Below are 19626 nucleotides of genomic sequence, written 5' to 3'. Positions count from 1 at the left end.
CGCTCCTGTTATTACCAACCAAACGTTGATTTTTCACGCGTCTTACGAATTTCAGTTTCGTCAGCCCATTCAACAAGACCGCTTTGCATATCCATTAAACGCATTGTAAATTTGTAGTACACATCGGCTTTATCTGCATTAGATTTAACAATGCTTGATAGGTTACCGTACAGCATATATTGCGCACCAATTTGCTTACCAAAAGCCACCGCAGTACTTGGGTTGACTAAGGCGTCTTCGTTTTGAAATGTAATTTGCTCACGAACCGCCTCTACACGGGTCATATCAACAAATCTAAATTTGCCGCTACGTAGTAATTGAGTAGAGATTGAGTCGGTGATTGATTCTGTATCTATGTGTTCACTGGTTTTGTTTTTAATACGCTCTACAAATACCACAGGGCGTGTATTGGCGGTCATAGTCCCAACCACAGGCGAACTAAGCAGAGAGTCGGTCATTTGCGAGGCAACTTTTTGTAAGTCAGTAGAGCCAAAGTTTATATCTGTGGTTTCTACGGCTTGGGCATCACCATAGCTGACAACAGCTTTGTTGGCACAGCCTGCAAGTGTCAGTGCCGCTAAGCCTAAAATTGCATAACTAGACAGTGATTTAAATTGTTTATTGATCATCATGATTTCCTTTAATCTTTAAATTCTTGTGCGTCGGTTGAAACTTCTCTTACAGCTAATGAGAAGGTAACGGCATTAGAGCTAGGTGCTAGTCCTGCAAGCTGAGTTTTAGCAAAGCCAAATAATGTTAGGGCTTGCCACGGTGAGTGGTTGCCTTTAATAACAAAGCCATCTTTATCAAACCAGTTAAATTGATACTGTAAGTATTGCGATTTTTTATAGGTACTCGCTAAAGTAACTACCACGTCGGTAAGGTTATTTGTTTGACGCGTTTTTACATCACTTATTAAAAGCTTTTTAGCTAATTGTGGATTATTAACATTGAGCTGCTCTTTGTAAGCGTTGGCAGTTTGCTCAACCCCAATACCTGAGGTTACAGGTCGGCTGCTACACGCGCTGAGCATAATTAACGCAATAACGGGAAGTATGTATTTCATGATGGCTCCTAAAGTTGCACTACATGGGAGTTAAAATAGTTATTAACAGAGGTTAGGTAGATTAACGTTAACCCTTGCTTACTAACGGTAAAATTTATTGGCGGTTGCGAGCCAACGTTTAGAGTATGTTCGCCTGCTTTTACTGCGCTGCGGGCAAGGCTGATCTGATTAGGCAGGGTAAGCCAACTACGTGTATCTGCTTGCTCAGATGCAAGATTATACAAATTTGCCAAAATGTTCCCCACATCACCGGCACTGCGCGCAAGCTCTACACGCATTTTTTCTTTAGCGACAAGACGTAATATTTGCCTTGAAACACGCCCAGCTACTTGCTGCTCTAACGTTTTAGCGGCCAGTGCCTCTAAATGCACTAACGGACTTAATGCTAATACTTGGTTATTAACTTTTATATTATTCACGGCGCTGCTGTAAGCGTTATTTATATAAACGGGCATTGCTAAGCTATAAAAGCGGGCATCCCCCTGCGAAGTATAAATAGGCAATCGTAATTTAAACTCGTGCTGTTTTGGTATTAGGCCTTGTTCAAATAATATAACCACTTCGCCTTGATTTTTATCTATGGTGTTTACTTCACCAAACTGTCGCTTAAATTGTTTGTAGTCATCCGCAAAGCCTTGCTGCTTAGCAAGGCGCAATATATCTTGCTGTAAGTACTGATTATTAGGTTGTATTTCGAGTGCTTTTTTATAGTCTATGTAGGCATCATCGCCTTGCTTTGCCGTTTCATATAACAACCCTGATAAGTAAAACGTGTACGCATTTTGAAAGCCATTTTTTACCGAGCGAGTTAAATTATCCATGCCTGGGTAGTGTTGCTGTGCTTGAGCAACGGCATTATTAAACTCGCTTTGATTATCGAGTAGTGCATCAACTTGTACTTTATTGGCACGGCGTATTTCAACTAACGCGCTCTCAATATCGCGTTTATAAACATAATTAAGTGCTTTGTAGCTATGCAACATACTCATTTCGTAGGCTGGTGGGATATAACCTATTGCTGAATCGTTAGTTAACAGCGCATTACTTTGTTCAAGCCCTGCACTTACTTGTATTTTGGCTGCTTGGCGCTTTGCTTGCATCTGTTGGTAGACAGTTTCAAAATATGTTTGCGCACTATCTGGATTATTAGCTAAATCAGCAATACGCCCTTGCTCTAATTGGTTCAGTAAATAATTACTGTGGGCTTTACTATTGGTTTTTATAAGGGTGCGTGCATTTTCAATATTATTATTGCTAATAGCTTGCCTAACAGGGGTGGTGTTTGTGGCATAATCATTAAACAAGTCGTTAAAGCCAATAGTGCTGCAACCACTTACAATAAAGCAAAAACTGAAAATTAAAATGTGACGCACACGCACTCCTTTTATCTATTTTATAAGGTTAACACATGGCTTATAAATGTAGGTGTGAAAGATTGTAAAAAAGCGTAGTGTATAAACATTAAAGCTTTATCATTAAAAAATAGCCATATTAACGTTTACAACAATGGACGCTAATTTAATCCGTATATAAATACGGTACATATTTATCAATACGTTAGGAATTTATTTGAAAGCCACTCTGTTTACTATTATCGCGTTAGTTGCCTTTGCTGCCAATTCGTTATTGTGTCGCTTAGCATTAGCTCAAGGTTATATTGATGCGTGGAATTTCACTGTTATACGGCTTCTCAGCGGGGCAGTGTGTTTGGCTATTATTATGCTGCTCTATACAAAGCAATTAAATAAAAAAGCACAATTAAGTAGCTCCGTTATTAACGATATCGGAAGCTGGCGAAGCAGTGTGAGCTTGCTGATATATGCGCTGTGTTTTTCTATAGCTTATATAGAGCTAGATACCGGTATGGGCGCGCTTATTTTATTCTCCGCGGTGCAATTTACCATGATCGGCTGGGGCATCTATAAGCAAGAGCGCTTAACCGCTGTGCAATGGCTTGCATTTATTGTGGCGTTTGTGGCTTTTGTTTATTTAATGCTGCCTTCGCAAACAGCGCCACCGGTAATGGCGGCAGTATTAATGAGCATAAGTGGCGTGGCATGGGGAATATACAGTATTAGAGGCAAAGCGTGTGTGTCACCACTTAGGGCCACCACTTATAACTTTATTCGCAGCTTATTAGTACTACCTATTTTAATTGTGGTGGGTATGAGCCAGCTTAAAAATGTACGTATGGAAGGGGTGTTACTTGCAATAGCCTCAGGTGCCATCGCATCAGGCGTAGGTTATAGTATTTGGTATGTGGCTATGCCTTTATTAAAAAGCACGCATGCAGCTATAGTGCAGTTATGCGTGCCCGTTTTGGCAGCTATTGCAGGAGCGGTGTTTTTATCAGAAACCTTAACTGTGCAATTTATGCTCCCCAGCAGTATCATTTTACTGGCTGTATTGGTTTTTACGTTAAATAAAAAAACTAACACCGCTTAGCAGGTGGGCTCACATTAAGCACAAAGCGTTCATATAAAGCAGGTAAGTGGGTTAAAATAGCGTCTTTACCTAATAAATCACTTTCTTTAATGCAGTTATGTAATACCTCAACTGACAGGTGCCTCATAAGCTGCTCTGATTGCGCAATGTGGCTAATATGCCAAAGTTCTGGGGCAACACCGCCTAAATCATGCTGATAAGGCCGATAAAATCCAAATTCTGCTAGGTGGGTGTCTAGCCATTGACTCAGTTCGGCAAAAGGTCCGCCATGCTGATATTCATCGGGGGTTAGTTGCAACTCATAATCGTCACTCACTGCGCTTTTATCAAAAATATCTAAGTCAGTGCCTAAATGATGGCGACTTGCCCCTGGCAGTGCAGAGTACAGCATTATGGCGGTACATTTTTCAATATCACTCAGTGAATTTAGTTCAACGGCTTGTTGCGCTTTATTTAACACCACGCGCTTATTTGAAAATTTAGCATTCCAAATAGCCGATTGACGATTAAAATCCCGAAAGCTTGATGCAATACATAAATCAAAGCCAGCGGATGCGGCCGCTGATTGCAGTGCAACAAAGTCGTTGACAATATTGGTATGCAAATAATGGTTTTGTATGGCGACTAAGTGTGCATCACTTTGTCCGGTGATGCATTGTATGAGTTCTTTATTTGCAGTCATTAAGTTAACAGTTGTTCTAATATTTGTTCATAAATATCGGCCAGCGCGATCAGGTCATCTGTGCTAACACACTCATCAACTTTATGAATTGTGGCGTTACGTGGCCCCAGCTCGATTACTTTAGCGCCGGTTTGAGCAATAAAGCGGCCATCTGATGTCCCACCTGTTGTTTCTAAATTAGTGGTTAAGCCAGTTACTGATTTAATCGCAGCGACGGTAGCATCAACTAACGGACCGTGATCGGTTAAAAACGGTAGGCCATTTACAATCCAATTTAGTTCGTAATTCAAATTGTGTTTTTGTAAAATCGCGTTCACTTTTTGTTGCAGCTGCTGATGAGTAACTTCGGTGCTAAACCTAAAGTTAAATTGTACTTCAAGCTCACCGGGTATCACATTACCGGCACCTGTGCCGCCATTAATGTTCGAGATTTGAAAGCTGGTGGCAGGAAAGAAGTCGTTACCCATATCCCACACAGTTTGGCTTAATTCAGTTAATGCTGGCGTGGCTAAATGAATTGGGTTTTGCGCTAAGTGTGGGTAAGCCACATGCCCTTGCACACCGGCGATAGTTAAAAAACCAGTTAGAGAACCACGACGACCATTTTTAACCACATCACCGAGTACATCGCGCGATGAAGGCTCACCAACAAGGCACATATCAATTTTTTCACCGCGCTCTTCTAAAGTATCTATTACGCGGGTAGTGCCGTTGATAAAAGGGCCTTCTTCATCTGAGGTAATTAAAAACGAGATAGAGCCTTTATGATCTGGGTGCTTAGATACAAAGCGCTCTGTGGCTACAACCATAGCTGCCAGTGAGCCTTTCATGTCGGCTGCGCCACGCCCATGTAATAAACCGTCTTCAATTAGACCAGCAAAAGGCGGGTGCTGCCAATTTTTTTCAGGTCCTGTGGGCACCACATCGGTATGACCGGCAAAACAAAAGTGTGGTGATTGCGTACCTTTTCGTGCCCAAGTATTGAGCGTGTCAGTAAAAAAGAGCGATTCGATGTCAAAGCCAATTGCACTTAGACGCTCATTCATCATGTGTTGGCAGCCTGCATCTTCAGGGGTAACCGACTCTCGCTGAATTAAGGCTTGGGCTAGGGTAATTACTGGATGGGTCATTATTTAAAGATCTCATCGTATTGTGCTGTTTTAAAGCCTAAGTGATATTGCCCATTATTAATAAGAACAGGGCGTTTAATCATTGCAGGTTGTTCAACCAATATATCGATAGCAGTTTGCTTAGTTAAGCTTTGCTTTTGCTCATCCGACAGCGCTCTGTATGTTGTGCCACGTTTATTAACAAGTTGTTCCCAGTCAATATGCTCTGCAAAATCGCTAACCATATTATGATTAACGCCATCTTTACGATAGTCATGGAAAGTGAACGCGATGTCATTATCGCTTAGGTATTTTTTTGCTTTTTTGATTGTGTCGCAGTTGCTAATGCCATAGAGAGTGATCATAAACCTACTTCTTTTTGATAATAGTTAATAAGGTATCTACACCAGCATTGACCTGCGGGTGAGAATAATGAAAAGTGCCTAAGTCGTGGCCATTGAGTATGATAAGGCTAGCTAAAATAGGCGCATCGAGTTCACGCAAATCAAAGTAAGCGAGGCGCTGTCCTTTGGTTATTTTGCTGCCATTAAGCTGAGCAATATGAGTATGCGTGAGAGTTTGAGAATCAGGTACGGCTAAGTTTATTAATACTTTTAAGCCATTTTTAGCTTTTAGAATAAATTCGCACCCGCCACTTTTAACTTGCAATAAAGTGCCATTAAATGGCGCTAACACTTTATGGCTGGTTAAGCTGACAATAATCCCAGGCCCCAAAGTTCCAAAGCGGAAAAAAGCTTCAGGATGCCCGTCCATCTGCATAACTTTGCCACTGAATGGGCTAGTTATTTGTATCGCGCTTCGGCCAATTTTATTTTTAGTTAAATAGCTAACGTCTTCAGATTTCATTATTAATTAAGTTACCACATTGTAGCCATCGGCTCTAAGAGCAGCCATCGCTTTGTTGACTGTTTGCTTTTTTACTAAGATATAGTCGGTGTCATAGGTTGAAATTGAAAAAATTGACACGCCAGCTCTTGCTAATACTCCTGAAATATTTGCCATAATACCGGTTAACGAAAATCCTAATGGGCCAATTACTTCTAATGCTTGCCAATTCGATTCTGTATCTTGGCTATCAATTATAAAGTCATCAGGGCAAACGACCGAGAGTTCATCGTGCGTTTTTGAAATAAAAAATAATGGTTGCTTTAACAGGGCAGGAGGGATGTCGGCATCAAGCGCTAAACTATGAATTGATAAAACAGTGCTGTGTAATTGTAGTGTTTGTTTTGACATAAAACCCATCCATAGCAGCAAGATAATAGCTTTATAGTATAGAGTATTGAATCTAAGTTAAAGGCCCAAACTGAGCCGTTGTTAAAGTTTTTATTAATTAAAAAATAATTGTCCACAATTTCTGTGGATAAGCTTGGGGGTTGTAAGGTATAAATAGCCTAACCTATTAATAAGTAATTAAAAAATGGCTAGGCTATAAAAAGGACATGTTAGTTAAAGGGGTTAATTAAGTGCCTCAGCTTGCGCTGCTTGAATGGCAGTTAAAGCAATGGTATACACTATGTCGTCAACTAATGCGCCACGGCTTAAGTCGTTAACTGGTTTACGCATCCCTTGCAGCATCGGACCGATACTGATCAAATCAGCGCTTCGTTGTACCGCTTTATAGGTGGTGTTGCCAGTATTTAAATCAGGGAATATAAACACTGTTGCTTTACCTGCAACAGGGCTGTTAGGTGCCTTTTTAATCGCTACACTTTCCATAATCGCTGCATCATACTGTAATGGGCCATCTATAATTAGATCAGGACGCTTTTGCTGGGCCAGTTTAGTTGCCGCTCGCACTTTTTCTACATCAGCCCCACTGCCTGAGTCACCGGTGCTGTAACTTATCATGGCTACGCGAGGTTCAATACCAAATGCTGCTGCTGAGTCGGCAGATTGAATTGCAATGTCAGCTAGTTGTTCGGCATTAGGATCGGGATTAATAGCGCAATCACCATAAACCAAAACCTGATCAGGCAATAGCATAAAGAATACAGAAGACACTAATGATGAACCTGGCGCGGTTTTAATTAACTGTAACGGTGGGCGAATAGTATTTGCAGTGGTGTTTACCGCACCCGATACCAGGCCATCGACTTTACCTTGCTCTAGCATCATAGTGCCAAGTACGACGTGATCTTGAAGTTGCTCTTGGGCGACTACTTCGGTAAGACCTTTATTTTTACGAATTTCCACCATAGGTGCTACGTAATCATTTATGATACTGCTTGGCTCAATTACAGTTACATGCTCGTTAAGCTCAATGCCTTGTTGCTCGGCTATACGCAATATTTCATCACGGTCACCCAATAAAATTGTTTTAGCAATGCCCCGCTGGCCACAAATAGCGGCTGCTTTAATGGTTCTAGGTTCGTTACCCTCAGGCAGTACAATTGTTTTTTCGGCTTTTCGAGCTTTTTCAGTTAATAAATACCTAAAGGCAGGAGGGGATAGTTTTCGGGTTTTTCCCACACTTTTAGCTAAGGTATCTAACCAATCAGAATCTATATACTCTGCGTTATGATCTTTGACCTTTTCAATGCGCTGTTCATCATCGCTTGGCACTTCTAGGTTAAAGTTATGCAGTAATAACGAGGTGCGCCAAGTGTCCCCTTCGGTTGCTAAAATAGGCAGCCCTGTTTGCATGGCTTGTTCGCACAGCGCCATGATGCGCGGCTCAGGCTCAAAGCCACCAGTGAGCAAAATAGCGCCTAGTTTAGTACCATTCATGGCAGACAAGCAGGCTGCAACCAATATATCTGAACGATCGCCTGGGGTGACCAATAACGCACCTGGGGTAAAATAATTTAGAATATTTGATACCGTGCGGGCGCAAAAAGTAATGCGTCTTAGTCGACGATGTACCATGTCACCTTCGTTAATAATAGTGGCTTTTAAATAGGCACTTAAATCTTTAACGCGCGGCGCTACCAGCTCAAAATCCCACGGAATGGCACCAAGTAACATAAAAGGATTTTTTCTAAAAATAGGTAAAGAGGCCAGGCGGTTAAGCTCGTTATCAAGCGCTTCTGGCTTGTAAGTATCGACTAAATCAGCGCGAGCGCGACCTTCTTCATCTAAAGGGGCATTTACTTTATTGAAAATACAACCCAGCACACGAGGGTGATCTATGCCACCGTAATTTCCAGCAGCAATTTCAAGGCGATCTTCAATTTGGGTAATACTGTAATTCCCTGGGGTAAGCACAAATACAATATCGGCCCCTAAGGTTTGCGCAATTTCACGGTTTATGCGTCCCGCATAAGGTTGGCGACGAGTAGGCACCATTCCTTCTATTATAGCCACCTCGTCATCGTTGATCTTACTTTGAAAACGCTCAACAATTTCCTCTAATAAGTCATCACCTTTACCATCACCAATCATTTGCTCTGCGTAATCGAGCGCAAACGGTGTTGGCGGCTTAATTGGTGAGCCTTGAGTGACAATTTGGGTCGATTTTTCAGGGCCAGTTTCACCTGCACGCGGCTGGGCGATAGGTTTGAAAAAATTAACCTTAACCGTCTTTTGTTCCAGCGCTCTTACTAAACCAACTGATACTGAGGTTAAACCTACCCCTGTAGAGATAGGAACCAACATAATACGACGAGCCATATTATAACTCCTTGGTGATGTTTGCGGCGTCGAGTGCAATAACCCATTCTTCGTTGGTAGGCATAACCACCGCTTTGCTTGTTGAATTAGCAGCGCTAATTAATCCAGCTTGGCCAAACCGTGCATCAAGGTTTGCTTGGGGGTCTAAATTGATACCTAAAAAGGCTAACTGTGTAAGTACTTTTTCGCGAATAATATCGGAATTCTCGCCAATCCCACCGGTAAAAATAAGCGCATCTAATTTTTGCAGCGGTACCATGTAGGCGGCTATTTGTTTTGCTAAGCGGTAGCAAAACATATTAAGTGCCAGCATGGCTTGCGAGTTGCCAGCAATGGCAGCCTCTTCAATAGTACGGCAATCGTTTGATAGCTCGCTTATTCCTAATAAGCCACTTTTTTGATTTAGCAGGTCATCAATTTGCTGTGCGGTGTAATCAAGTTGGGTCGTTAAAAAGTTAAATAGCCCTGGGTCAATGTCACCACAACGAGTACCCATAACAAGTCCTTCAAGCGGGGTTAAGCCCATGCTGGTATCGACACTTTTACCATTTTTGATCGCACACACAGAGCAGCCATTGCCTAAGTGGGCGCTAATAAAGTTACTTTCTTCAACAGGTAAAGACAACATTTTAGCGGTTTGACCTGCTACATAAAAATGGCTAGTGCCATGAAATCCATAGCGTCTAACCCCAAAGTCTTTATATAGCTGATAAGGAAGGGCATATAGATAAGCAACCTCATCCATAGTTTGATGAAATGCAGTATCAAACACAGCTATTTGTGGTAAATCTTTAAATGATGCTTGTGCTGATGAAATACCTAGTAAATTAGCGTGACCATGTAAAGGGGCCAGTGTGGCTGCTTGGGTAATACCTGCAATGACGTTTTCGTCAATTAAAACTGATTGGGTAAAGTGCTCGCCGCCATGTACAACACGATGACCCACTGCCACTAATTGCTTGTCGAGGTTGTGATCTTTTATCAAATCAACCAGCGTATCAATCGCATGGGCATGTGCCTGGTTAGCAGCAAGCTTAATAGTGGTTTTTTCTCCCTTAAACTTATATTTAATTGAGGGAGCATCATCACCTAGGCGCTCAGCTAAACCTGATATGATGTCGTTTCCTGTGTTTGCATCAATAATCGCAAACTTTAGACTTGAGCTTCCACAATTGAGTACCAAAACGTGGTTTGGATTATTTGGGAGTGTTGGCATAGATTCATTTTCCATTTAAGTATTAATCAGTACACTTGGTTGATGTATAAGCCTTTGTGGCTTAAATAAGTGTAGACTAAAGTGTAGTAGACTTTATTAAAAGGGCTTTGTGAAATTCTTTCGGTAATTTATGCTTTTTGTGAGTTTTACTAATGAAATTGAGCATTTTTACCGATAAAGTGAAAGCAGCGATAATTGTGTTACACTTTTATAAGTATTACGTTTGTTTAAGTGTTACAAACCGTGACTATGAGGATTTATTAATGCAAAAAAGTGTGATGTCGCAAGTTCAATTAGGACGTTCTTATGCTAAAACATGGCCAATGCGAAAAGAGGTTGCGCCATTATTTGCAGAATTTAAAGTGATCAGAGCCACAGAGCTTGCGATTACAGTTATGCCAATATTAGCCATGCTGACCCTGTTTTTTCAGATTAATTATTTAGGCTCGGATTTTCTGCCCCAAGCGATTGCCAGTAGTCTGTTTTTTATCTCGTTGCCATTACAAGGGCTTTTATGGTTGGGTAAACGTGCGCAAACTGAATTAGAGCCTGCTATGCAGCAATGGTATAACGAGTTATTTGCAAAAATGGTTGCTAACGGTTACGACGCGCAAATGGGAAAAAACAAGCCCCGCTATTTGGAGCTTGCCGAATTACTAAAAGATATGTTCGATAAAATGGATAAAACGTTTACTAAAGAGCAGTTTTAGTAAATTGCGTAATGTAAAATGACAATGTGACGCTATGCTGTTGTTTTTGCTCAAGTGCTTGCCAATGTTCTGGTCTAAACTTCCACGCAAATGGCGTCATCATAATTAAGTTCTTAACATCGTTAAATGTAAGCGATACCTGCTCTGTGATTAACTGTTGCGATGTATTTTCAAAGCCCGCAGGTGCTGCTATTCCAGTGTGTTCGTTTACGTTGCTATAAATATAATCTTTTAGTTCTTTCAAATGAGTTGGGCCTGGGCTTGCCACAATTAAGCAACCATTATCTTTGACCAGACGTGCAAGTTCACTGTCAAATAAAGGCGCAAATACACTAACCAAAACGTCAGCAAGGTGATCATCAAAAGGCGCTTGGCTAATTGAAGCAACACTAAAATGGCATTGTTTGTAACGTTTTGCCGCATATTTTACTGCCGACTTTGATATATCCACACCGTATACGCTAGCCTGGCTGTTGTTAGCAATAGCATGAGTATAAAACCCTTCACCACACCCTAAATCAATTACTATTTCAGCATTAAGTGGCTTTACCATATTGGCTAAAGCAGTTTGTAAAAAGCCATAATAACCTTGTTCTAAAAATGAGCGCCTAGCTTGCACCATTTCCAACGAATCACCAGGCTGTTTAGAGTTTTTGTTTTGCACAGGGAGTAAGTTTACGTAGCCTTCTTTGGCAAAATCGAAGCTGTGATTGTTATCGCATCGTAATGTTTTATCATTAAGTGCTAGTGGCTGTTTACAAATAGGGCAATGGTAATGAAGACTCATGAGCCTAAATAGTCCTTATCAAAAAAAGTTTTTACCCAATGTGGGCGATAGGTGATCAGTACAGTGATTGCCATACCGTTTAGCATAGCTTCAGGAAAGGCCAAAATAGGACTTAGGTAAATATAATTCTCGCTCAGCTGATGCCAACTATATTCACCTATTGTGTAATAAAAAGCGCCACCGAGTATAATGTTAATACAGGCAACGACACCCGCTGTTAAAAAGCTACAAACAAATATATAGATAAAAAAATGCCGTGCTAAATAGTGATAACACACGATAAAAACTAAATAGCTGAATAACACCGGTATAAACGCACTAATGATGAGTTTTAATGCGACTAATTCAGGTGTTATTTGTCCAAAAGCAGTTAAAAGCGCTGTTGCGAGTACACAACTTAATATAGCAAGACGCCAACCTAATGTTAGGGTAACTGCGGTAATGCCTAAAATATGAAGATCGAGACCGGGTAAAATACCGGCCTTTATACGCCATAACAAAGCGAGTACTAGTGCACAGGCAAACACACCTGATTGTCTTGCTGGGGTATTAAATAAATTACTGTATGTTGATTTGTTAACGCTTAAAAAGCCGATAACGATGACAACAATCCACAGTAACCCTTGCAACTGCACGCTTAACATAATTATTAACTAAACTCTGACCAAATAGGCGCATGATCTGATGGTTTATCGATAGCGCGCAATTCATAATCTATGCCTGTGTCGATACAGCGAGCTGCTAAATCATGCGTTGCTAGTACCACATCAATTCGTAGGCCGCGGTTATCAACAAATCCTTTTGAACGATAGTCAAACCAAGAATATTGGTCGTTAATTTCTGGGTTTTGTTCTCTAAAGGTGTCTTTAAAACCCCAATTTAATAAGGTAGCAAGCCATTCACGCTCAACAGGTTGAAATGAACATTTACCCGTTTTTAACCACCGTTTTGCATTTACCTCGCCAATGCCAATATCTAAATCGGTTGGTGAGATATTAATGTCACCCATAACAATTACATCTTGATCAGGGGTGAAATGGCTATTCAGATGGGTCATTAGATCTTTATAAAATTGACGTTTGTAGGGGAACTTAGTTTCGTGATTAATGTTATCGCCTTGTGGGAAATAGCCATTCATTACATGTAAGTCGCGGCCATTCTCTTGTTCTACAGTGACGCTAATCATACGCTTTTGCGAGTCATCGGTGTCAGTAGTGAAGCCTTTTAATACCGATTTAGGCTCTTTTTTGCATAACATTGCCACGCCGTAATGCGCTTTTTGCCCATGAAAATAAACGTGGTAACCCATCTTTTGTACATCGTCTAGCGGAAACGCTTCATCATGTACCTTGATCTCTTGAAGACCAATAATATCTGGCTGGTGTTTATCAATAATAGCTTGTAACTGGTGTAGTCGAGCACGCAGACCATTGATATTAAAAGAAATCACTTTCATAAAGTTAACCTTCAAATTTATTTTTTCTATTCGTCAAATTGTATCAGCATTTAGAGCGACATAACATGACTGAAATGAGAAAATAACTGCACAATTGTTGATCAATTACTGTTTAATGTTTAAACATTGTAAATGCATTATTAAATAATAAAATAAATAAAATATTCAATTGATATGTTAAAAGTTGTCTATATAATGCGCAAAAATCGTTTGTTTAACTCGTTCAAATAGGACTACCTGATGAAAACTCAATTACTTTTAGCTGCCTCTCTTTTTGTTTCTGTTACCGCTTCTGCACAAAGCAATGCGTATTACAGCAAAGACAATAAATTAGAGTCAAACTTGTGCGTAGTAAGCGCCAATGAAGGTTTTTCAGCTGCACGTAAAATGGCAGCAAAGCATGGTATATACTTATCTCGTTATTCAAAAAGTATCCTATGTAACGGTCAAGACATTCGCGATATTGCAAAACAACAAACTGCAGCACAGCCTGCAGCATCAAAAGTTGAAGTATTTGCAAAAGATTCACATCAAGAAACACAGTTATGTATAACTGCATTAAAGCAAGGCTTACAACCAGTGCGTAAGCAAATTGGTAACTTAAACACATTAAAGTGTAATGGCCAAAACGTAACTGATTTTGTGAAGCGTTACCAAAACGCTGCAATCTAAATTACTGTATTTAATATATAAAAAGCTCGGTTTTTACCGAGCTTTTTTTTGTAAAAATTACCTATGTAGTTTGGAAAAATTGCATTATTGAATATCGCAATAGAAGTTGTTTTTGTTTAATTGTCTGATTTTAATGGTTTATTTTTTTGGCATCGTATTTGTATCACTAAAATTGAAATTTATTAATACAAGGATACGTCTGATGAAAAAATTAACGATAGCTTCTACTGTTTTAGCCGCATTGAGTTTAGCAGCTTGTTCTTCAAATCAAGGTTTAGAAAAAATCGACAGTGATTTTGCAAGCTTAGATAACGACAGCGATGGCTTTATTTCTAAAACAGAAGCCGACGATGATAGTATTTGGCAGCACTTTTCAAACATAGATACAAATATGGATAATCAAATAAGCCGTAATGAATATGATGCTTATATGCAGCTAAATGCTGGAAAAGTTGCTACAGACAGTGAAGTGAGTGAGTCTGCATTTAAAGCTGATATTGCTAAGTTTGATAAAATAGAAAATGATTTTAAAAGCTTAGATAATGATAGCAATGGTTTTATTTCAGTTACTGAAGCTGATGACGATGATATATCAAATCATTTTGGTTACATGGATCGTAATAAAGATAAACAAATAAGCAAAAAAGAGTTCAACAGCTATATTCAAAAGCATGGTGATTCTGTTGCAGAAGATGATGCACTTGAGCAATTTAAAAACAGTTAAATTACGTTACTGAATGTACTTGATATCAAGCCAGTGTTTTTCACTGGCTTTTTTATGCCTATGAAACGTTATTTTGTTAATATATTTTCCTAGTTTGTGATTGTTCTGTCATAATAGATGGCTGTGTGTTTTTATTAACTTAAGAGTGATTATGGTAGGTCGGCGAATTAGTGATGAACAATTAATTGAAATCATTGAAGCGGCGATTTTTGTGGCAGATAAGCCCGTATCAAAACGTCATCTTAAGGACACGGTTTTAAACGATTTAGCAATTTCTATGGCGCGCATTAATGATGCTGTAGAGGCAATTCAAGTTCATTATCAAACCCGAGGTATACGCTTAGTTGAGGTAGGCAGTGGGTATCGTTTTCAAGCGTGTAGCAGTTTAAGCCCATGGTTGAGTAATTTATGGCAAGAACGCGCTCCTAAGTATTCGCGAGCTTTACTCGAAACCTTGTCGCTAATTGCATATAAACAACCTATTACCCGTGGTGAAATTGAGCAAGTACGGGGCGTAGCAACAGGCTCAAATATTATTAAAACTCTGCTTGAAAGAGAGTGGGTTAAAGTAGTTGGGCATAAAGAAGTACCTGGGAAACCGGCACTTTATGCAACGACTAAACAATTTTTAGATTATTTTTCAATAACGGGACTTCATGATTTACCTGCATTGCCAGAGCAACAGCAAAGTAAAATTACCCAGTTATTAAGTGATCCTTCTGTGAGAGAACCATCCGAATGAGTATACAAGGTGAAAAGTTACAAAAAGTCCTAGCCCGCGCAGGGGTAGGTTCACGCCGCGAAATGGAAAAATACATTGACGCTAATCGTGTGAGTGTAAACGGTAAAGTAGCTAAGTTAGGCGACAGGATTGAAGAAACCGATTTAATTCGTGTTGACGGCCACACTGTTAAAATTGAAGAAAAAGCTGACAGAATTTGTCGCGTAATTATGTACAACAAGCCAGAGGGCGAACTAAGTACTCGTAAAGATCCAGAAGGTCGTCGTACTGTATTCGACCGTTTGCCACGCATAGATGGCGATCGTTGGATAGCGGTTGGGCGATTAGATGTGAATACGTCAGGGTTGATGCTTTTTACCAATGATGGTGAATTAGCAAATCGCTTAATGCACCCGAGCTACGAAGTTGAACGCGAATATTCAGCACGTGTATTTGGTGAAGTGACTGACGAAACAATGAAAAACTTACTTCGTGGTGTAGAGCTTGAAGATGGTCCGGCTAAATTTACCGGTATTAAGCCTATGGGCGGTGAAGGCATTAACCGTTGGTACAACGTAACACTTAACGAAGGTCGTAACCGTGAAGTTCGTCGTTTATGGCAATCACAAGATGTGGAAGTATCACGTCTTATTCGTATTCGTTACGGTAAATTAGAGCTTGATAAGCGTGTACCACAGGGTGGCTGGATTGAGTACGATTTGGATACGGTTAACTATTTACGTAAAACAGTTAAACTTGGTAAAGAAACGCAAACTAAGCTGTCGGTTATCCCTGAAAAGCGTAAAGATAAGCGCGCGAAAATAAATCAAATTCGTAAAGCAGTTAAAAAGCACAACCAACGTGTAAAACCGACTAAACGCAAGTAAGCGAGATTTTGGTTAAATCATTATGAAAAAAAAAAGCCGCTTTTTATAGCGGCTTTTTTACGTTTAAAACTAAATATTATTTTTTAACCTGTGCGTCTAACGATTGGCCATTGATATCTTTTGAGTCATCGCTCATTAAATACAGGTAAGTTGGCATTAAATCTTCAGGTGTCGCAAGTAAATCACGATCCTCACCTGGGAATGCACTTGCACGCATTGATGTACGGGTTGCGCCTGGGTTAATACAGTTAACACGGATTGGCGTTTTTTCAACTTCACACGCCCATGTTTGCATCATACCTTCTACTGCAAATTTAGAAATTGCATAAGGTCCCCAAAACTCTCTTCCTTTACGACCGACACCCGATGAGGTAAATACCACTGAGGCACTTTTTGATTTACGCATGACAGGGAATAGCGCTTTAGTGATCATCGCTTGTGCGGTGACGTTTACTTTCATCACATTTTCGAATGTTGATGAACAAAAATGCTCTAACGGCCCTAAAGTACCTAAAATACCAGCGTTATTTAATAGTCCATCAAGGCGGCCAAATTGATTTTCGATTGTTGCGGCTAAATCTCGATAGTTCTGCTTAGTTGCACCTTTTAAGTCCATAGGCACAATCGCTGGCTGTGGGTAGCCTGCATTGACGATTTCGTCATACACACATTCTAGTTTATTAGTTGTTTTTCCTAATAAAATAACGGTTGCACCATGTTTAGCATAGGTAATAGCTGCGACACGGCCGATACCATCACCTGCGCCTGTGATCAAAATTACTTTGTCTTTAAGTGCGTTTTCAGTTGCTTGATAGGTATGCATAAAAGTACCAATGTTTAAATTTTTTTTGATTTTAACATAGCAAATCGACAAGTAATCGAATTTATTACAAATTTAGGTGGCGAAACTAGAAAGTTTACGTTAAGTTTAACTGGTCTAATGTCTCATTAATATACTAGCTACATTATTTTAACTTAATTACACTGACTATAAACACACTATAAAAATAAGATTTGTGCGGAGAACACTATGAAAAAAATGCTACTCTCGCTCTCAGTTGCAGCTGCATTAGCAGGCTGTGGCGGCGGAGAAACGTTAGAAGATGTTAAAAACGATTCAGTTACAGTTATTCCAAAAGCTACGGTAAAGTTTGACCCTGCAAATGGTGTAATTTCGGTTCCTAATGATTTATTGATGAGTGGTACGCTTGATGGCACACTCAATATTCCTGGGGAATTAAATGACGAGAATGTTTCTATCTCTCGAGCTGAATATGCAGATCCGCAACTAGCAATAGGCGCACTTGATGGCTGGTCTACTCAAGTACCATTCAAAATTGATCTAACCTTTCCACCGGGCATTAGCCTTGATCAAACGTCTGCAGCTTCACCAGGCTCTGTACGTATTTTTGAAGTGATCATGGGTGCAAGCTTAACTGATGCCGAATGTTCGCAAGCCCCAGCCGGTGCAGCATGTAAATTAGTAGGCGAATTGACCTTTGGCGTGGATTTTATTACACAAGGCTCTGGAGACGCGGTTGCAATTGTCCCACTTAAGCCTTTTAAAGCCGGTAGTTCATACATTAATGTGCTAACGACTGAACTGAAAGATTCACAAGGTCGCTCAATTGAACCATCTTCAACATATGCCACTGTTAAACAAGAAGCGCCTTTGGTAACGCCATCACAACTTGCGCTGCAAGGAGCTGTGAATAGTTATGAAAACGTAGTAGTAAGCTCTGGTGATATTACAAAAGACGATATTATTTTTTCTGCTGCTATGACAATGCAATCAGCAGGACCAGTGCTTGGCACGATTAAAAAGGTTTTAGCAGCAAGCTTAACAGAGCCAACAATTCCAACGCCTGCGTTGCAAATTCCAACTCAGCCTATGGCTAACGTACAACAAGCTTTTGCATTGCAGGGGGTGACTGTACCTGATGTGTTCCAAGCTGCGCAATATCAAAAAGGCAGCATTCAATTACCTATGTATTTAGGCACGCCTGAAGGTAAAGAGATCAGTGATTTAAACGATACTTACTGGCAAGGTATGTGTGATAGTGCTGTCGCTATTTTAGGCTATAAAGCGCAAGCTGGTGAAGCGTTCCCAACCGATCCTATTAGCACTAACGATGCAATGTGTGCTGCTTTGAGTGATGGACAGCTTCGTGATTTAGGGCTTGATAGCACTAAACACTTAACTAAATATAACTCACTTCCTAAAGTGCAGAGCATGGCTAATGTGCCAGTGCAAATTACTAAGCCGATTTTACCGGTTGTTAATGCATACCGTACAGGTTTAGGTTTAGAGCCATTTACTGCTATGCCAGCAGGTGGTTGGCCAGTAGTGATTATGCAACACGGTATAACCACACAAAAAGAAAGCATGTTAACACTAACAGCGCAGCTTTCACTGCAAGGCTTTGCCACAGTTGCAATTGACCATCCTCGTCATGGCGAGCGTGGTGTAGACGTTGATTTAGACGGTAATGATGACTTTAACGCAACTTCGGGAAAAGGCTCTGTACTTAGTTACATGAACTTGAGCTCATTATTAGTAGCTAGAGATAGTCTACGCCAGTCAAGTGCTGACTTACTTGGTTTACGTTTAGGTCTAAACTTCAGCGGTGATAGCGCAATGAATTCACAAGATGTGTCTTACATTGGACACTCTCTGGGATCAATTGTAGCGCCTGCGTTTATTGCACAAGCTAATAGCCCATTGGCCGACCAAGTAGACCCATTATTTAAGGTTAACGCTGTAGCATTAGCAAGTGGTGGTGGCGGTATTGCAAGCTTCTTACTAGAATCAGCAGCGTTTGGTCCATTTATTCAAGGCTCTGTACTTTCTCAAGCAGGTACTGCTGAATCGATAGAGTTTAAGGCATTCAGAGATGGCCCCGCTGTTTCTAACTGTGGTGAGTCAGCGCAAACGCAAGCAAGTATCTCATGTGGCTTTACTGAGTTTGCAAAAGCACTAACGATGGCGGGAGAAACTGATAAACTTGCTAATATCAAGGGCGTGATGACGCAGTTTGTATTTGCAGCTCAAACAGCATTAGATAGTGGCGACCCAACCAACTATGCAGCAACGGTTAAAGCACTAGAAACACCTGTATACATGAACGTAGTGGTAGGTGATGGCACAGATAATAACAAGCCAGATCAAGTTATTCCGCCGATGACTGCCAATAACCCAATTGCAGGTACTGTCCCTTTGGCTAACTTTATGGGGTTAGACACGGTGAGTACCACTCAAGCGCCAACAGAAATGGGCTCTAGCTATCTAGTTAAATTTAATACCGGCCATCATGGGTCAATATTAACACCTGCACAGGATGAAGGTGAGTCGTCTACAGTTGCGGGTAGTGCAGCTGCGAATGCTGAAATGCAATTGCAGGTTGCTACTTACCTAGCTTCAAGAGGGCGCCTTTTAATGGTGCAAAACACTGAGGTTGTGACGAATTAATAATCAACCACTCAATTAAGTACTAAAAGCCACTGTATAGTGGCTTTTT

At 40.5% G+C, this 19626-nt stretch carries 21 protein-coding genes; 7 read left to right on the top strand and 14 right to left on the bottom strand.

The window, feature by feature from the left end; genetic code table 11:
* Nucleotides 1–11: 11 nt before the first annotated feature.
* The 3 genes from lpoB to DK924_RS07395 are packed head-to-tail and all read right to left on the bottom strand — an operon-like array spanning nt 12 to nt 2439.
* Nucleotides 12–629, bottom strand: coding sequence for a penicillin-binding protein activator LpoB (lpoB, locus tag DK924_RS07405; protein ID WP_010389748.1), 618 nt, complete (start codon nt 627–629; stop codon nt 12–14).
* An 11-nt stretch (nt 630–640) separates the two neighbouring features.
* Entirely contained in the window at nt 641–1066 is a 426-nt protein-coding gene (locus DK924_RS07400; protein ID WP_010389749.1) for a YcfL family protein, read from the bottom strand.
* Between the two features lie 8 nt (nt 1067–1074).
* Nucleotides 1075–2439: a COG3014 family protein gene (locus DK924_RS07395; RefSeq protein WP_109874749.1), complete on the bottom strand. Its 1365-nt coding sequence runs from the start codon at nt 2437–2439 to the stop codon at nt 1075–1077.
* A gap of 196 nt (nt 2440–2635) precedes the next feature.
* Here DK924_RS07395 and DK924_RS07390 point away from each other — a divergent pair, with 196 nt between their 5' ends.
* Nucleotides 2636–3511 carry a DMT family transporter gene (locus DK924_RS07390; RefSeq protein WP_010389752.1) on the top strand — a complete coding sequence of 292 codons (876 nt, stop codon included), beginning with the start codon at nt 2636–2638 and terminating at the stop codon, nt 3509–3511.
* Here DK924_RS07390 and DK924_RS07385 read toward each other — a convergent pair.
* The 7 genes from DK924_RS07385 to DK924_RS07355 form a co-directional block, all read right to left on the bottom strand.
* On the bottom strand, nt 3498–4193 hold the full coding sequence (locus DK924_RS07385) for a M15 family metallopeptidase (RefSeq protein ID WP_109874748.1): 696 nt from the start codon (nt 4191–4193) through the stop codon (nt 3498–3500). The genes DK924_RS07390 and DK924_RS07385 overlap by 14 nt on opposite strands.
* On the bottom strand, nt 4193–5323 hold the full coding sequence (gene dapE / locus DK924_RS07380) for a succinyl-diaminopimelate desuccinylase (protein WP_109874747.1): 1131 nt from the start codon (nt 5321–5323) through the stop codon (nt 4193–4195). Before dapE ends, DK924_RS07385 begins: the two co-directional genes overlap by 1 nt.
* Nucleotides 5323–5667, bottom strand: coding sequence for an ArsC family reductase (locus tag DK924_RS07375; RefSeq protein ID WP_109874746.1), 345 nt, complete (start codon nt 5665–5667; stop codon nt 5323–5325). The genes dapE and DK924_RS07375 overlap by 1 nt, the downstream gene beginning before the upstream one ends.
* A gap of 4 nt (nt 5668–5671) precedes the next feature.
* The gene (locus DK924_RS07370) at nt 5672–6169 is read right to left on the bottom strand and encodes a PTS glucose transporter subunit IIA (RefSeq protein ID WP_109874745.1); all 498 of its coding nucleotides are present in this window, start codon (nt 6167–6169) and stop codon (nt 5672–5674) included.
* 6 nt (nt 6170–6175) lie between these two features.
* Entirely contained in the window at nt 6176–6559 is a 384-nt protein-coding gene (locus DK924_RS07365) for an ACT domain-containing protein (protein ID WP_010389757.1), read from the bottom strand.
* Between the two features lie 222 nt (nt 6560–6781).
* A complete protein-coding gene (gene pta / locus DK924_RS07360) occupies nt 6782–8935 on the bottom strand; it encodes a phosphate acetyltransferase (RefSeq protein WP_054200797.1) in 2154 nt (717 codons plus the stop codon).
* Between the two features lies 1 nt (nt 8936).
* The gene (locus DK924_RS07355) at nt 8937–10151 is read right to left on the bottom strand and encodes an acetate kinase (RefSeq protein WP_109874897.1); all 1215 of its coding nucleotides are present in this window, start codon (nt 10149–10151) and stop codon (nt 8937–8939) included.
* Nucleotides 10152–10414: 263 nt separating this feature from the next.
* Here DK924_RS07355 and yfbV point away from each other — a divergent pair, with 263 nt between their 5' ends.
* The gene (yfbV, locus tag DK924_RS07350) at nt 10415–10861 is read left to right on the top strand and encodes a terminus macrodomain insulation protein YfbV (protein WP_054201193.1); all 447 of its coding nucleotides are present in this window, start codon (nt 10415–10417) and stop codon (nt 10859–10861) included.
* Here yfbV and rlmA read toward each other — a convergent pair.
* The 3 genes from rlmA to xthA are packed head-to-tail and all read right to left on the bottom strand — an operon-like array spanning nt 10845 to nt 13104.
* Nucleotides 10845–11648: a 23S rRNA (guanine(745)-N(1))-methyltransferase gene (rlmA, locus tag DK924_RS07345; RefSeq protein ID WP_109874744.1), complete on the bottom strand. Its 804-nt coding sequence runs from the start codon at nt 11646–11648 to the stop codon at nt 10845–10847. The genes yfbV and rlmA overlap by 17 nt on opposite strands.
* Nucleotides 11645–12292 carry an energy-coupling factor ABC transporter permease gene (locus DK924_RS07340; protein WP_010389767.1) on the bottom strand — a complete coding sequence of 216 codons (648 nt, stop codon included), beginning with the start codon at nt 12290–12292 and terminating at the stop codon, nt 11645–11647. Before DK924_RS07340 ends, rlmA begins: the two co-directional genes overlap by 4 nt.
* A 5-nt stretch (nt 12293–12297) precedes the next feature.
* Nucleotides 12298–13104, bottom strand: coding sequence for an exodeoxyribonuclease III (gene xthA / locus DK924_RS07335; RefSeq protein WP_109874743.1), 807 nt, complete (start codon nt 13102–13104; stop codon nt 12298–12300).
* Between the two features lie 240 nt (nt 13105–13344).
* Here xthA and DK924_RS07330 point away from each other — a divergent pair, with 240 nt between their 5' ends.
* From DK924_RS07330 to rluB, 4 genes are all read left to right on the top strand, one after another.
* Nucleotides 13345–13776 (top strand): hypothetical protein, encoded by a 432-nt coding sequence (locus DK924_RS07330; RefSeq protein WP_010389773.1) that lies wholly within the window; start codon nt 13345–13347, stop codon nt 13774–13776.
* Nucleotides 13777–13978: 202 nt separating this feature from the next.
* Nucleotides 13979–14500 (top strand): calcium-binding protein, encoded by a 522-nt coding sequence (locus DK924_RS07325; protein WP_055011864.1) that lies wholly within the window; start codon nt 13979–13981, stop codon nt 14498–14500.
* A gap of 151 nt (nt 14501–14651) precedes the next feature.
* Complete coding sequence (gene scpB, locus DK924_RS07320) at nt 14652–15242, top strand: SMC-Scp complex subunit ScpB (protein WP_076920115.1); 591 nt, start codon at nt 14652–14654, stop codon at nt 15240–15242.
* Nucleotides 15239–16108, top strand: a complete 870-nt coding sequence (rluB, locus tag DK924_RS07315; protein ID WP_109874742.1) for a 23S rRNA pseudouridine(2605) synthase RluB — start codon at nt 15239–15241, stop codon at nt 16106–16108. The genes scpB and rluB overlap by 4 nt, the downstream gene beginning before the upstream one ends.
* A 76-nt stretch (nt 16109–16184) precedes the next feature.
* Here the strand turns inward: rluB and DK924_RS07310 are convergent, their stop codons facing one another.
* Entirely contained in the window at nt 16185–16931 is a 747-nt protein-coding gene (locus DK924_RS07310) for a YciK family oxidoreductase (protein WP_109874741.1), read from the bottom strand.
* 207 nt (nt 16932–17138) lie between these two features.
* Here DK924_RS07310 and DK924_RS07305 point away from each other — a divergent pair, with 207 nt between their 5' ends.
* The gene (locus DK924_RS07305) at nt 17139–19577 is read left to right on the top strand and encodes a VolA/Pla-1 family phospholipase (RefSeq protein ID WP_109874740.1); all 2439 of its coding nucleotides are present in this window, start codon (nt 17139–17141) and stop codon (nt 19575–19577) included.
* The last annotated feature ends 49 nt before the right edge of the window (nt 19578–19626 follow it).

Origin of the sequence: Pseudoalteromonas sp. meg-B1, from assembly GCF_003173795.1 — a bacterium.
GTDB lineage: Bacteria > Pseudomonadota > Gammaproteobacteria > Enterobacterales > Alteromonadaceae > Pseudoalteromonas > Pseudoalteromonas undina.
Note: the sequence above shows the minus strand (reverse complement) of the source record. Positions and strands in the feature narration are given on the sequence as shown.